Annotated in this window: 13 protein-coding genes; all 13 read right to left on the bottom strand. The window is 54.6% G+C overall.

Features of this window, described 5'->3' with window-relative positions:
• Positions 1–36: 36 nt before the first annotated feature.
• The gene (locus ACI48K_RS05925) at positions 37–474 is read right to left on the bottom strand and encodes a MarR family winged helix-turn-helix transcriptional regulator (protein WP_475026630.1); all 438 of its coding nucleotides are present in this window, start codon (positions 472–474) and stop codon (positions 37–39) included.
• A gap of 172 nt (positions 475–646) precedes the next feature.
• Positions 647–1,777, bottom strand: coding sequence for a homocitrate synthase/isopropylmalate synthase family protein (locus ACI48K_RS05920; protein WP_475026629.1), 1,131 nt, complete (start codon positions 1,775–1,777; stop codon positions 647–649).
• A 44-nt stretch (positions 1,778–1,821) separates the two neighbouring features.
• Positions 1,822–2,595, bottom strand: a complete 774-nt coding sequence (locus tag ACI48K_RS05915; RefSeq protein ID WP_475026628.1) for a HesA/MoeB/ThiF family protein — start codon at positions 2,593–2,595, stop codon at positions 1,822–1,824.
• A gap of 44 nt (positions 2,596–2,639) precedes the next feature.
• Positions 2,640–3,170: a DUF269 domain-containing protein gene (locus tag ACI48K_RS05910; RefSeq protein WP_475026627.1), complete on the bottom strand. Its 531-nt coding sequence runs from the start codon at positions 3,168–3,170 to the stop codon at positions 2,640–2,642.
• Entirely contained in the window at positions 3,151–3,576 is a 426-nt protein-coding gene (gene nifX, locus ACI48K_RS05905; protein ID WP_475026626.1) for a nitrogen fixation protein NifX, read from the bottom strand. The genes ACI48K_RS05910 and nifX overlap by 20 nt, the downstream gene beginning before the upstream one ends.
• Complete coding sequence (gene nifN / locus ACI48K_RS05900; RefSeq protein WP_475026625.1) at positions 3,554–4,879, bottom strand: nitrogenase iron-molybdenum cofactor biosynthesis protein NifN; 1,326 nt, start codon at positions 4,877–4,879, stop codon at positions 3,554–3,556. The genes nifX and nifN overlap by 23 nt, the downstream gene beginning before the upstream one ends.
• Positions 4,869–6,230 (bottom strand): nitrogenase iron-molybdenum cofactor biosynthesis protein NifE, encoded by a 1,362-nt coding sequence (gene nifE / locus ACI48K_RS05895; RefSeq protein WP_475026624.1) that lies wholly within the window; start codon positions 6,228–6,230, stop codon positions 4,869–4,871. Before nifE ends, nifN begins: the two co-directional genes overlap by 11 nt.
• Before the next feature lie 54 nt (positions 6,231–6,284).
• Positions 6,285–7,817 carry a nitrogenase molybdenum-iron protein subunit beta gene (gene nifK / locus ACI48K_RS05890; protein ID WP_475026623.1) on the bottom strand — a complete coding sequence of 511 codons (1,533 nt, stop codon included), beginning with the start codon at positions 7,815–7,817 and terminating at the stop codon, positions 6,285–6,287.
• Entirely contained in the window at positions 7,814–9,262 is a 1,449-nt protein-coding gene (gene nifD, locus ACI48K_RS05885) for a nitrogenase molybdenum-iron protein alpha chain (protein WP_475026621.1), read from the bottom strand. The genes nifK and nifD overlap by 4 nt, the downstream gene beginning before the upstream one ends.
• A gap of 49 nt (positions 9,263–9,311) precedes the next feature.
• On the bottom strand, positions 9,312–10,181 hold the full coding sequence (gene nifH, locus ACI48K_RS05880; protein WP_475026620.1) for a nitrogenase iron protein: 870 nt from the start codon (positions 10,179–10,181) through the stop codon (positions 9,312–9,314).
• Between the two features lie 7 nt (positions 10,182–10,188).
• On the bottom strand, positions 10,189–11,577 hold the full coding sequence (gene nifB, locus ACI48K_RS05875) for a nitrogenase cofactor biosynthesis protein NifB (protein WP_475026619.1): 1,389 nt from the start codon (positions 11,575–11,577) through the stop codon (positions 10,189–10,191).
• Between the two features lie 414 nt (positions 11,578–11,991).
• Positions 11,992–12,651, bottom strand: a complete 660-nt coding sequence (locus ACI48K_RS05870; protein ID WP_475026618.1) for a GntR family transcriptional regulator — start codon at positions 12,649–12,651, stop codon at positions 11,992–11,994.
• Positions 12,644–13,324, bottom strand: a complete 681-nt coding sequence (locus ACI48K_RS05865; RefSeq protein WP_475026963.1) for a hypothetical protein — start codon at positions 13,322–13,324, stop codon at positions 12,644–12,646. The genes ACI48K_RS05870 and ACI48K_RS05865 overlap by 8 nt, the downstream gene beginning before the upstream one ends.
• Positions 13,325–13,328: the final 4 nt, after the last annotated feature.

Genomic DNA, 13,328 nt, shown 5'->3' with positions numbered 1-13,328 from the left:
TCCATAATAGCTATAGCAACTATTTGTTTAAAAAAATTACTCTGCGTTACCGCTTATTTTTTCAAGCACCTTAATAAATATTTCAAATTCCTCCTCCGAAACCCCTTTACGAAACTGTTCATTGATGGATACCACACAAGGAATCAGATCCTGGAACATCTTATTTCCGGCATCCGTCAGATAAATGCAGGTGCTTCTTCTGTCTCTGTCATGCGTCACCCTTACTATGTAGCCTCTTTTAGAAAGAACATCCAGTATTCTGGTCAGATTGGTTCTATCTTTGTAGGTTTTCGCGGCAATTTCACTTTGAATCAAACCCGGCTCCGCATATAGTACATTGAGGACTGTCCATTGCTCGAAAGTAATATCATATCCCTTTTCCAAAAATGCGGACAGAAGCTTTCTCTTTATGAGAACTTCCCCCTTAATAATTTTAAATCCGACCAGCTCTGTATAGTCATATGATACCGTCAATTTCTATCCCACCCAAATTATCGTTATAACTATATTAGCTATAGCAAATAATTATGTCAATATACCCTAAGCGGCCCTTTAATAAAAAAAGAACATAATCGATGCCTGCTTTTCTAAAATGAGGATCTCCAACAACTTTTGTTTTGCCGTTTTCCAGTACTCGCCGTTAAGTTTAGCGGCTTTCCTCCCACCACTGCCGCAGTTCGGACACTTCGACGTTTCTTTTCTCCCGCCTGGCCTGAAGCTGAACGCGGCGCAGCAGCTTTTCCAGTACCGTCGAATCAAATTCCGCGACAATGCCTTCCTGCTCCAAAATGTAGCGGATGGCGCCTTTGCCGGAATGGGTTCCCAGCACCACCCGATGCTCCCGGCCAAGCTCCAGCGGATCAAAGCTTTGATAGGTGTCCGCGTGTTTGGCGAGGCCGTCGACATGAATGCCCGATTCATGCGTAAAGACCAGCGGACCCAGAATCGGTTTCGCCTCCGGCACTCGCCGCCCCGACGCCATGGACACCGCTTCTGCCAAAGCCTGCAGGCGCTCAGGCTTCACGTCGCATGTGCCGCCATAAAGATGCTGCCAGGCCATCGCGACCTCTTCCAGTGCGGCGTTCCCCGCCCGTTCCCCAATTCCCATCACCGTTGTGCTGGCCCAAGCCGCCCCGGCGGCGATCCCGCTTAACGTGTTGGCCGCAGCAAGGCCAAAATCGTTGTGACAGTGCACCTCCAGTTCGATTCCCTCGGGAATCTCCCGCTTGAGTGCATGAATGCGTTCCGCTAAGCCGGCCGGGTGGTGCAGCGAAATCGTGTCCGCATAGCGGAAACGAACGATGCCCAGTTCCGCGTGAAGCGTTCGCATCCACCGGGCCAAAAACACGGGATCCGCCCGGGAGGCGTCCTCCATCCCGACCGAAACCCTCATTCCCCGGCTGAGTCCGTATTCCGCCGACTGCAGCATGCGATGCAAAGCCTGCTCCCCGTTCCAGCCAAGCTTATGGGAGAGCTGGATGGAAGAGACGGGGAGCGAGATATGGCACCAGGCCGCCCCCGTTTCCTTGGCCCGGTCGATATCCGCGGGCAATGCGCGGTTCCAGGTCATGAGCTTGATCGAGAGGCCGAGCTCCGCCATAGCGGCGATGTCCCGCTGCTCGGCAAGGCCCATGGCCGGAATCCCGACCTCGGCCTGCTCGACGCCGGCTTCCGCCAGCAGACGGAGGATCTCCAGCTTTTCCCGCTGCGTAAAAGAAACCCCGGCCGATTGTTCGCCATCCCGCAGGGTTGTGTCACAAATGCGCAGCTTGGTCATAAGCGCCGCCTCCTGTTTATTATGGTTGATCGGATTGTCCGGGATCACAACGGACGCTCCGTAGATCTCGCCCCGCAGCACCGGCACTCCGGATTTCGTTTAAGACGAAAGCTGCTTCCTTGCATCGTCAGTGTATCGAAGCGATGCATGACACCCAGAAACGGCGCCCCAACGCCGGTGATCCATTTAACAGCTTCCATCGCCGCCAAACAGCCGGCAATACCGGAGGTCGCTCCCAACACCGGAAAGCCAAACGGCTCCCAATCGACGGCAGGGACGGGATACACACACTCCAGGCAAGGCGTTGCTCCCGGTACAATAGTCGTCAGCGACATTTCATAACCGTACATGGCCGCCTCTACCATCGGTTTGCGGCAGTCGACACACAGCCGGTTAAGCGTGTAGCGCTCCGGAAAATCGTATCTGGCGTCAATCACGATATCGGCAGCCATCACCCACGGCTTAGCGGCTTCGTATTCGATCCTCTGCGGGTAACCCTCAAGCTCGACATTCGGGTTGATTCGCCGCAGCTGCCCCAAAGCCGTCTCCATTCGGGAATCCCCAACCCGGGAGGAATCCATTAGAATTTGCCGGTTCATATCCGGCAGCGAAATAACGCCCTCATGGGCTAAAATTAATTTCCCTACGCCGGCTGCCGCCAAGTAAATGGCCGCCGTTCCGCCAAGCCCGCCGATCCCGGCAATCATCACCGACGCGACGGCCAGCCGCCTTTGCCCGTCTTCGCCCAGCAGCTTTAGTTGCCGGGCGAAGCGGACTTTCTCCGTTTCGCTTATTTCGCGGGCTGCTTCTTCAATCATGAGATCACCGTCCCGGATCAGGATTCAATACTAAAAATTTCGGTTTACGAGGACAAGAACGAGGTCAGCTGCGCAAACCTCTCCCGGTTCTGCAATCCTTCCCGTAGGCAGGACACCCCGTAAACCTCCGTTTTAGCCCCGTCCGCAAACGGAAACGGATAACCTCCGCGAAAGCTGTCCGCCACCAGGACGGTTCGCCCGGAATAAACGAGCGCGCGTCCGAATCCTTCCTCGTTCACCTCGACCATGCTTTGCATCAGATCGCCGCAAAACTGCTCCAATGACGCCGCGACGGCCTGAAAAAATACCGACACCTGCGTCCGCACGATCGGCGACACGCGGCAATCCGCGGCGATTTCCCGCTTTTTCTCCATAGGGCAAAGGAACAACTTTTCCAGTCTTTCCTGCCGGGAAAGCGCGGAATATCTGCCCCATGTGTCCGCCGCCTGAAGATGGCGATCCAGGCTCAGCATAAACCGTTCGCCCAGCTTTTCTTCGTTCAGGACTGTGCTCTCGCTTATGTGCAAATCTTCGGCTCCGGCCGCTCGGTCGGTATTAAACGCTTGTTCCATCATCGTCATCCCCCTGTCTCAAGGATTCGTCTTCATTCAAGATCTTAGCCAGCCATATCGGCGGCCTGCCCTGAAGCATCTCCTGCAGACGCTTCAGCTGTCCATGGATCGAGCTGCCCTGAGCAACTTTGACCGGCATGATTTTTTTACGGGTTACGCGAGCCGCCGCCGAAGCTCCGATCTGCATGAGAAAAACCAGCGCACAATCTTCCACCGCGGCGATCCGCGCTTCGATTCTTCCCTGTTCATCCCCGTCAAAAGCCTCCGCGATCCGGCGAACTTCCAGCAGTTCGGTCTCGCTCCCTTTCCCTCCGCTTCCTTTTCTTAAGTCGTATACCGCAAACTGCGAACATTGACCGAAATGGGCATTGACCGTTAATCCATCCTCACTGGCAAACGCGACCTTCATGACGTGCTTCCTCCCTTCGAATCAGCAGATTGCCGGCCCGGTTTACGAGATTCATCGCCCCCCGGTAGCCGACGCTCACCTCCATGTAGGAGCCCAATTCGTCGATGATCGGAAACCCGGCGGACAAATAGGCGGCCCCAACCCTTTGGGCGCCCTTTCGTCCATGGCAGTTGCTTATCCACAAATGCGCTCCTTCACCAAGGCGTTCGGCGTCGTCAAGATCGCCGATCCATATGTCTCGCTGCACATCCTTAAGCTGCGGGGTTTCGCAGGGTGCCACCAGCCCTGCGATCTTGACGCCCATCTCTTCCAGCCAGGAAGCGACGGAAAAGAGATGGTCCGGCTCAAGGGCGGCGACGGCGGAAGCCCCGACATAATAAAAATGGGCGTCCAGCATACTGTCGAGCAGATTTTCCCGCTGCCAGCGGTAACGAACCGGTACCGGCACCCCGCTTAACTCCTGCAGAAAGGAAAGCAGCTCATCGGTCGCCCGCAGCCCGTGCATGTCGGAAAACACTTTATAAGGAATGCCAACCGCATTTTGCAGCCTGCGCGCCGGCCGTTCCATACCGGCTCCCAGAGCGATCGTAAAGCGGGACCGCAAGGCGTCCCGGAGCGAGTCCCGCAGCGTGCCGCCTCGCGTCAGCGGCGAAAAGCCGGTGAGGAGATGTCCCGACAAGGAGGTTGATATATCGGGTATGGTGATCACCTCAAAGCCGAAATCACCGATGATTTCCCTGAGCTCCATCACATCCCCCGGCGTCAGACAAGGGCCGGGAAGCAAGTTGATCTGGCCGATGGCCGTTTTGCCGGGATTTTTCGCGCCTTCTTCCTGAATGACGGTGTCCAGGATTCCCTCCGTCACGGCGCTGAATCCCGATTCCAACGAGCCGCTGAAATCCGGCAGCGATATGGGAACGATCAGGCAATTGCGGTGCCCCCGCTCGCGGATATACTTCTTTACGCAAGCCGCGTAATCCGTGCCCGCCACATCCGTGAGCTCCGTACCGATGACCGCGATCAGTTCGGGATGGTGTTTAGCGATGATGATATCCAGCGCCTCCTCCAGATTCCGGTCGGCGTCAAACACGACATCCATTTCCTGCAACGCCGAGGTCTGAACCGCGATCGTATCGCGGAAGTGGCGCGTGAGCAGCGATTTGGAGAACGCCGCGCAGCCCTGCGCCCCGTGAATCAGCGCAATCGCCCGGTAATAACCCTGCACGGCGAGAGCTCCGCCCAAAGAAGGGCCGATTTTAAGCAAGTTGACCGATACCGGTTTTTTCGCATGCTTAACGGTCATGGCTCTCCCCCACCTCCCAGGGCGCAGGACGCTCCGTCAACTTCCAAACCGGATGCTGGAGCGCGTGCGCGATTTGCTGTGCCAGTCTCAGAAGTCCATCGTATCCGGCATAGGCGGTATGCCGCTCCTGGTTGATATCGATAAACGGAATTCGTTCCTTCAGGCTGACATACATATTTCTGCCTCCGGCGATCATCAGGTCGGCTTTCCGCTCTTTGACGGCCTTTAGGATCCGCTTCGCCCCTCCTTCGGCTATATAATCGGCGTCCTCTCCGATCCGGTTCACGATCCGGTTCACGTCCTCGGCAGTGCTTTTGTTCGTACCGACGCCTACGACCTGGATGCCAAGCTCCTTCAAAGCGGAAATAACCGACCAGCTCTTCACGCCGCCCGTATAAAGAATCGCCTTTTTGCCTTTAAGCAGCGGGCGATATAACTTAAGCTCCGCGGTCACCCGCGCTTCCTCCCGCTCGACAAGCTGATCCACCTTGCGCTCCACTTCCCGGTTATTCAGCAGATATGCCATATGGCGCAAGGAGTAACTCGTCTCCTTAGCGCCATAAAAGGAACCCTCGAAATAAGGGATATGATAGGTGTCTTCCATTCGTTTTGCCAGTCCGAGCAGCGCCCGGCTGCAGACCACCATGTTGGCCTTGGCCCGGTGGGCATACCCGATTTCGGCGTATCGCCCATCGCCCGTAATTCTGGACAGAATCGAGATGCCGGCCCGGTTCATCAATCTTTCGATCTCCCACATCTCGCCGGCGATGTTGTACTCGCCGATCAGGTTTACGTCGCAGCCCGTCAAATGCTCCGGCTCGCCGCGTCCGATGACATACTGCATCAGCGCCTCCCCGGCCAGCTTGTTGCCGAGGTTCTTGCTGCCGACGAATCCCGGGCTGTTCACCGGTATGACGGGAAGTCCCAGCCGCTCTGCCGCCGCCTTGCATACGGCGTCCAGATCTTCGCCGATCAGAGCGGTTACGCAGGTCGCATAGACGAAAATCGCCGGAGGTTTATATCTTTCGGCGATATATTCGATGGCTTTTGCCAGCTTTTTTTCCGCTCCGAAGATAATATCTTGTTCGCTTAGCGCCGTTCCGAAGCTGTACTCCGACAGCCGGGGGCCGCTCGACAAGCTGCCGCGGCTCTCCCAACTGTTCCCGATGCAGGCCGCCGGCCCGTGCACCAGATGCGCGGCGTCGGCGATCGGAAGCAGCGTAATTTGCGCTCCGTCGAAGGAACAACCTCCGGCGGCTTCTCCCGGCTTCGGGCGCGGACAAGCTTTAGACTTCGGCTCTATTTTGGCGCACAACTCATCATCGACAGAAATCCTTGAAGTCGCCTCCACCCTCATCCACTCCCTTAGATTTAAGCTTGGCCATGGCTTGCAGCCGCCAGGACGTTATCTGACCAGATCGAATCCGTATTCCGGAGCTTGCTCATCGAGATGTTCCAGCACCGTATTCACGATGGAAGTCAGCAAGTTTAGCGCCCCTTGATAACCGATGATCGGGTAACGGTGCAAATGATGCCGGTCGAAGATCGGAAACCCGAGGCGAATCAGCGGAATGTTCGCGTCTTTGGCCGCGTATTTCAAATGCGAGCTACCGATGGCCAGATCCACCGGATTGCTGATCAGTAGAGACCGCATATGCCATAGATCGCTGCCTGCATACACCTTTCCTTCCTCCCCGTAGGGACTTGAAGCGAGCAGCGCTTCCGCTTCTTGCAGAAACTCTTTGTCTCCGTTCGTGCATACGATGTGCACCGGCTCCATGCCCACTTCCAGGCAAAAAGCGATCAATCCGATCAGCAGATCGGGATCACCCGCCAGAGCCGCGCGTTTACCGTGAAGGTAATTGTGCGAATCGGCCAGCGCATCCACCACTCGGCCCCTTTCCTGAATCAGCGATTCGGGCACGTCCAGCCCCGTAAGCTCGGAGATCGCCTCCACAAGCCGATCCGTGGCCCGAACGCCAAGCGGAGTCGGCATCGATATCACTTGCTGCTTCCAGCTTCCGCCAATGTAATCGAGCGTCCTCTTCACCGCGAATTTCTGAAGCGAAATCGTCCCGAGCGCATGGGCCGCCTTTGGCACATCGGCCAGCTTCGTTCCGCCGGTATAATAGCGGTATTCGCCCATCGCGGGTGAATCGAAGTTCCCGCTGTGATCGCCAAGCACGGTATATCCGATGCCAAAAGCATCCGCAATTTTCCCGATCTCCGCAAAATTGCCGGTGTAGGGCTCAAAGCCCAGCACAAGATTCACCTTGGCCATATCCTCCGGGGCAGCCGCCTTGTCATCGGCCCGGTCGTACAAATAAGACAGGATCGATTTTAACATGGCGTCATAGCCGGAAATATGCGAACCGACGAAGCTTGGCGTGTTGGCATAAGGAATGGGAATATCCTTACCGGCGGCCCCTTCCTGCCGGGCCGTTTCGATAAACGCGTGCAGATCGTCGCCGATGACCTCGGCCATGCAGGTCGTCGCAACGGCGACCATCTCCGGCTTATACAGCGCCAGGCTGTTCTCCAGTCCGTCGATAAGATTCCGCATTCCGCCGAACACTGCGCCATCTTCCGTCATGGACGAGGAAACCGCGGGAACCGGCTCTTTAAAATGACGGGATAAATGGCTGCGGAAATAGGCCGTACAGCCTTGCGATCCGTGCAGGAAAGGCAGTGTTTTTTCAAATCCGAGCGCAGCCATCACCGCTCCAAGCGGCTGGCAGGCTTTAGCCGGATTTACGACCAGCGAGCTTCGGGCAAAGTTTTTCTCCTTATATTCCTCCGTTTTGGAATAGGCCAGCGTTTCTTCCACTTCCGCCGACGTGCAGGGCGCTTCGAACGCTTTTTTACGTTCGCGCAGTTCCTTATACGGCTCGCTTTGAAACAGCTTATTGAAATCCTGAATTTCCGGATTCACGCTCATACATTCACCGCCTTTCTTGGCGCCGGTTCCAGCAGATTCCAAACCGGACTGTTTACGGTCATATCCATATCTCTCGCAAACACCTTGAATCCGTCAAATCCGTGGTATGGGCCGCTGTAATCCCAGGAATGCATTTGCCGGAACGGAATGCCCATTTTGTGGTACACGTATTTTTCCTTAACACCGGCTCCCATCAAATCAATGTCCAGTTTTTGGGCAAGCTCTTCTAGCTCATAGGCGGAAGGATCGTCATAGATGATCGTACCCTCTTTTAGCTCCGGGAAGGTACGCTCGTAATCGTCCTTATGGCCGAATTCGTAGCCCGAAGCCACAATTTCCATGCCCAGATCCTCATAGGCGCCGATCGTATGGCGCGGACGGAGACCTCCGATCAACAGCATCACCTTTTTGCCTTGAAGACGAGGCTTGTATTTATGGATAATGGCATTCATCTCGATTTGATACTTCGCGATCATTTTCTCGCAGTTTTCCCGAATATGGTCGTCGAAACGGTCCGCGATCGCCCGCAGGCTTTCGATCGTTTTGGTCGGCCCGAAAAAGTTGTATTCCATCCACGGAACGCCGTATTCCCTTTCCATTGTGGTACACATGTAGTTCATCGAGCGGAAGCAGTGGATCAGGTTCAGCTTCGCCTTGTGCGCAATAGACAGCTCATTAATAGTGCCGTCGCCGGACCATTGGGCGATGACCCGCAGTCCCATCTCCTCCAGTAAGATCCGCGAAGCCCACGCGTCGCCGCCGATATTGTAGTCCCCGATAATCGTAACGTCGTACGGGCCGGTTTCCTCAAGCTCCTTGCGACCCATGAGGAAATCGCGAATGGCATCGTTGGCGATATGGTGGCCCAGCGACTGGCTTACGCCGCGAAACCCTTCGCAGCGTACCGGGACAACCGGAATGCCCAGCTCGGCGGACATTTTTTTGGAGACCGCTTCGATATCGTCGCCGATCAGCCCGACCGGACATTCCGACTGGATCGAAATGCCCTTGGCCAGCGGGAACATCACCTTGATCTCCCGGCAGATTTCCTCCAGCTTTTTGTCCCCGCCGAAGACGATGTCCTTTTCCTGAAAATCGCTCGTGATCTGCATCGCCGTAAAATTATCGATCCCCAGCGTCCCGCTGCTATAATTCCGCCGCGTCCCCCAGCTGTATTGTCCGCAGCCCACAGGGCCGTGGCTGATATGAATCATATCCTTGATGGGTCCCCATACGACGCCTTTGGATCCGGCGTAGGCGCAGCCGCGGACCGTCATGACGCCCGGACGGGATTTCATATTGGATTTAATCGCGCATTTGCCGCAGTTGATCAAGTCCTCGTTATTGATCTCGTAATGTTTGGTTCGATCTTTTCTGGCCTTCTCGGGATAGGCTTCCAGCATGTCGCCGATCAAACGCTGCTTGCTCTCAAGATCCGTGCTCACCGGGTTTCCCTCCTTCTCTCATTCATTCGAACATGGCCCCTCGGAAGATTTATACGGCCTTCTGTTCGTTCAGCTTCTTGATATGCGCTTCCTCATCCTCTATCACGCCGAAGTTGATGAGCAGGTCCTCTAGTTCCTCCATCGAGATCGGCGTCGGGATCGTCAGCATATCATTATGCAAAATTTTCCCGGCCAAAATCTCGTATTCCTTCGCCTGCGCATGATCCGGCGCGTATTGAGCCACGGTCATCCGCCGCAGCTCCGCATGCTGCACTACGTTATTCCGAGGCAGGAAGTGGATCATCTGCGTATTCAGCCGCCGCGCCAGCTCCATGATCAGTTCGTCCTCCCGGTCCGTATTCCGGCTGTTGCAGATCAGGCCTCCCAACCGAACCCCGCCGCTGTTGGCATACTTCAAAATCCCGCGGGCGATGTTGTTGGCGGCATACATGGCCATCATTTCACCTGAGCAGACGATATAGATTTCCTGCGCTTTATTCTCCCGGATCGGCATGGCAAAGCCGCCGCAGACGACGTCGCCGAGCACATCGTAAGAAACGAAATCCAGCCCGTCATACGCTCCTTCCTGTTCCAGGAAATTGATCGCCGTAATGATGCCTCTTCCCGCGCAGCCTACGCCGGGCTCCGGACCGCCGCATTCGACGCAGGAAATATCACCGTATCCTTGCTGCACCACATCTTCCAGTTCCAGATCCTCCACGGTTCCGCGTTCCGCAGCCAGATGCAGCACGGTTTGCTGCGCTTTTGTGTTCAAAATCAGGCGAGTCGAATCCGCCTTGGGATCGCAGCCGACAATCATCGTTTTTTGCCCGAATTTAGTGGCAAGCTGGGCAAGCGTGTTTTGCGAGGTGGTCGATTTCCCGATTCCGCCTTTTCCGTAAAATGCGATTTGTCTCATGATTTCCTCATCCTTTCGAAATAGGGATATTTTGAAAATAACGGCTGTATTTCACACTTTCGAGGACGAGCTCTTCCGCGTCCCCGGTGCGTATCAGCGGCACAATTCCGGCTTTCTGCAGCATCTTGCGCGGATGGTCGCCGATCCCCGAGCAGAGGAGGATCCGGCAATCGCCAAGAATTGAACAGATTTCCCGCAGCGTCTCCTGCTTGTCGCCGTTGCAGTCGGCACGGCCGTGGCAATAAGATTGCACTTTGCGAATACCGAGAAACCGCACGGTTTGCCCGTTGCTCTCATAAATCATAAATTCCTGGGCATGCCCGAAATGCAGGTTGATTTTACCTGAGCCTCTGGAGGCGACCGCAACGGTGACGATTTCCGCTGCGTCATCGAATTCGCCTTGAACAAGCTCGCTGCGGCGGCCCTTCGGGGACATCACCCGCTGCTTGATCTTCTCGGAGAGACTCTCCTGCAGCTGCCTTCGGGCGTCCAAATCGAGCGGCGGCGCCTGCTCAAGCCGCTCCCAGGTGAAATCCCGGCTGCGATCCTCACCCAGCAGCCCGACGGCGTCGGCACGGCACTGGCGGCAATGCCGCATCACCTTGATTCCTTCACGGCCGCATACTTCCTGAAGGGCGTGAAGCTCTTTTGGCCGTGGCGCCCGCTGTCCTTCTTGCTCGAACCTGCTGCCCGGCGCGACGATGAGCGGCGTCACATTGTGAAGGACGGCTCCCAGCGACTTCACGGTTTTGGATACCTCCGGCAAATGGGTGTCGTTCACTCCCGGAATAAGCACGGAATTGACTTTGCATAAAATCCCCCGTTCGCTTAGCGCTTTAAGCCCGGCAAGCTGCCGCGAAATCAGCAGTTCCGCCGCCGCTTTTCCTTCGTACATTACCCCACCGTCGTTCACCCAAGCATAAATCCGGCTGCCGGTTTCAGGATCGACCGCGTTGATCGTAATCGTCACATGCCGGATTCCAAGCCGCTCGATGTCGTCCAGATGCTGCAGTAATGTAAGCCCGTTCGTACTCAGGCAAAGCGACGTATCCGGAACGGCCGCTTTCACCCTGCGGAACGTCTCGAAGGTGCGATCCGCATTGGCCAGCGGATCTCCGGGACCGGCAATCCCCACCACGGACAGCTGCAGCAATTGGGCGGCGACTCCCCGCGCTTTCTTCTCCGCCTGCAGAGGCGTCAGCACTTCGCTGACGACGCCGGGACGGCTCTCATTGACGCAATCGTATTTCCGGTTGCAGTAATTGCACTGGATATTGCAAGCCGGGGCGACAGGAAGATGCATCCGGGCGAAATACCGGTGAGCCTCCTCGCTGTAACAAGGATGTGTGCTGATTTCTCGAACCGCGTTTAATTCGGCGCATCCTCCAGCTTCCATGCTTCATCCCTCCTCTCCGTCTTTCTCTCTCTTTGTCGATGTCAGGTTTTCTCATGTTTTATACATGAATATGACTTTTATTTACATTCATCATATTTACAAGGAATTTCAGCGTCAATTAACTTACCATCTGTTTTCCGTCAAAAAGCGGCTCGTTCTCAAATTTGCCATGATTTGTGTTATTTATAGTTACATGTATATTACATGGAGGCGTTTTCTTGTCTCAGTTTCGAGATCCAATTCGATAACAAAAAATCCTCCCCGCTTTCCCGGAAGGATTCAAACACAAACCTGAAACGACGTTCGACAGCATCAAATCCGATGTCTGCGATTGCGTTCTGCATTCAAATGGAATGAATAGAAAACAAAAAACCGCCGCGTCCCCATTGCCGCGGCGGTTCATCTTTGTTTTTTTCAGAAAAAATGAGGATATTCCTTAGACATGCTGTTCACCTGCTCAAGCAGACTGTTGGAGTGTTCCATCACCGCTTTGCGCAAGACCTCCGTATCGCGTTTGCGAATGGCCGCAACCATCTTTTCGTGCTGATCGATATGGGATTGCTTGACTCCCTCCATTTTGCCGTACAACAGACAAATGCGGTTATAATGGGAGGCGACTTCTTCAATCGTGGACCAGGAAAGCGATTCACCGGCCGTCTCGAAAATAAGCTGATGAAAACGGTTATCCTTGCAGTAAAACTCAATGAAATACTTTTTGTCCATATATTTCTTCTGTTTATTGATCAATTCCTGCATCGTGTCCGCCACCAGTTCGCTGCACCTGCGGATAAATTCATCCACGACCGCGGATTCCAGCGAAGTCCGGATGAACCATTCCTCTCGGACCCTTTGCAGATCGATTTTGGATACTACCGTTTTGCGCTGAGGATAGATTTCCACCAGCCCCGACTGTTGAAGCCGAACCACAGCCTCGCGCACCGGTGTCCTGCTGACGCCGTAACGCTCGGAAAGCTTTTGCACGCTGACATCCATGCCCGGCTCCAACGTCATATTCATAATATCTTCTTTGATTTTATTGTAGGTTAAATCATTTAACGAATTGCTATTATTCATAATTTTCAACTGGTTCCCTACACCTTCCTAAACCCACTCCTAAAACATCACGATAGATTTTCTCCGCACCCGAAGAATCGTAGCTGTAATATAAAAGAACATCCAGAATAAAGGGGGAATAGCTTAGTCCGTTCAGTTCCTGCGTAAATGCCATGGCCCCGATTTCGCTCAGGGCGCGTATTGTGGAATAGTTCTTAAAGCCCAGGAAATTCCACAATAAAACTCTTTCAGTCCGCGTATAGATTTTTGCTTCAAACCGCTCTTCTATTGCATGAAAAATTTCATGTCCCAAGATAGTATTCATTATATCATCTTGCCGAAATAGTTCAACCATGCTCGAATCTTCCTCAAATACCAGCCCGGCCGCTCTGCGCACGGGTTCTTCCATAATCTTGATCATGTCCGGCGGCGTATAGCAGGCGAACAATATCCGTTGTCCCGTCATGGAGGCATCCTGAAACTGAATCTTTAGATTCAATTTTTCGGCAATCAAACGCACGTCCGCACTCCCATAGGCACGAATGATTTGCTGTGCGTTATCTCGGCCGCAAGCCATGGCTTTGGCAATCATTTCGGATTTTTGATCCGGTTCTATGCGCCGGTTCAGAATGTCCCTCGAAAAGGCATAGCGCCCCCAGGTTTCGTCGTCCGCCTGCAACAGAGACCGGATCATATCC

The sequence above is a fragment of the Paenibacillus terrisolis genome, from assembly GCF_056171975.1.
Note: the sequence above shows the minus strand (reverse complement) of the source record. Positions and strands in the feature narration are given on the sequence as shown.

What these genes read in the sequence shown, in the direction of transcription:
- nifH (WP_475026620.1), bottom strand. Translation starts at nt 10,181, where the DNA reads ATGAGACAAATCGCATTTTACGGAAAAGGCGGAATCGGGAAATCGACC.
- nifK (WP_475026623.1), bottom strand. Translation starts at nt 7,817, where the DNA reads ATGAGCGTGAATCCGGAAATTCAGGATTTCAATAAGCTGTTTCAAAGC.
- ACI48K_RS05870 (WP_475026618.1), bottom strand. Translation starts at nt 12,651, where the DNA reads ATGAATAATAGCAATTCGTTAAATGATTTAACCTACAATAAAATCAAA.
- ACI48K_RS05920 (WP_475026629.1), bottom strand. Translation starts at nt 1,777, where the DNA reads ATGACCAAGCTGCGCATTTGTGACACAACCCTGCGGGATGGCGAACAA.
- nifX (WP_475026626.1), bottom strand. Translation starts at nt 3,576, where the DNA reads ATGAAGGTCGCGTTTGCCAGTGAGGATGGATTAACGGTCAATGCCCAT.
- ACI48K_RS05915 (WP_475026628.1), bottom strand. Translation starts at nt 2,595, where the DNA reads ATGATTGAAGAAGCAGCCCGCGAAATAAGCGAAACGGAGAAAGTCCGC.
- nifB (WP_475026619.1), bottom strand. Translation starts at nt 11,577, where the DNA reads ATGGAAGCTGGAGGATGCGCCGAATTAAACGCGGTTCGAGAAATCAGC.
- ACI48K_RS05910 (WP_475026627.1), bottom strand. Translation starts at nt 3,170, where the DNA reads ATGATGGAACAAGCGTTTAATACCGACCGAGCGGCCGGAGCCGAAGAT.
- ACI48K_RS05865 (WP_475026963.1), bottom strand. Translation starts at nt 13,324, where the DNA reads ATGATCCGGTCTCTGTTGCAGGCGGACGACGAAACCTGGGGGCGCTAT.
- nifN (WP_475026625.1), bottom strand. Translation starts at nt 4,879, where the DNA reads ATGACCGTTAAGCATGCGAAAAAACCGGTATCGGTCAACTTGCTTAAA.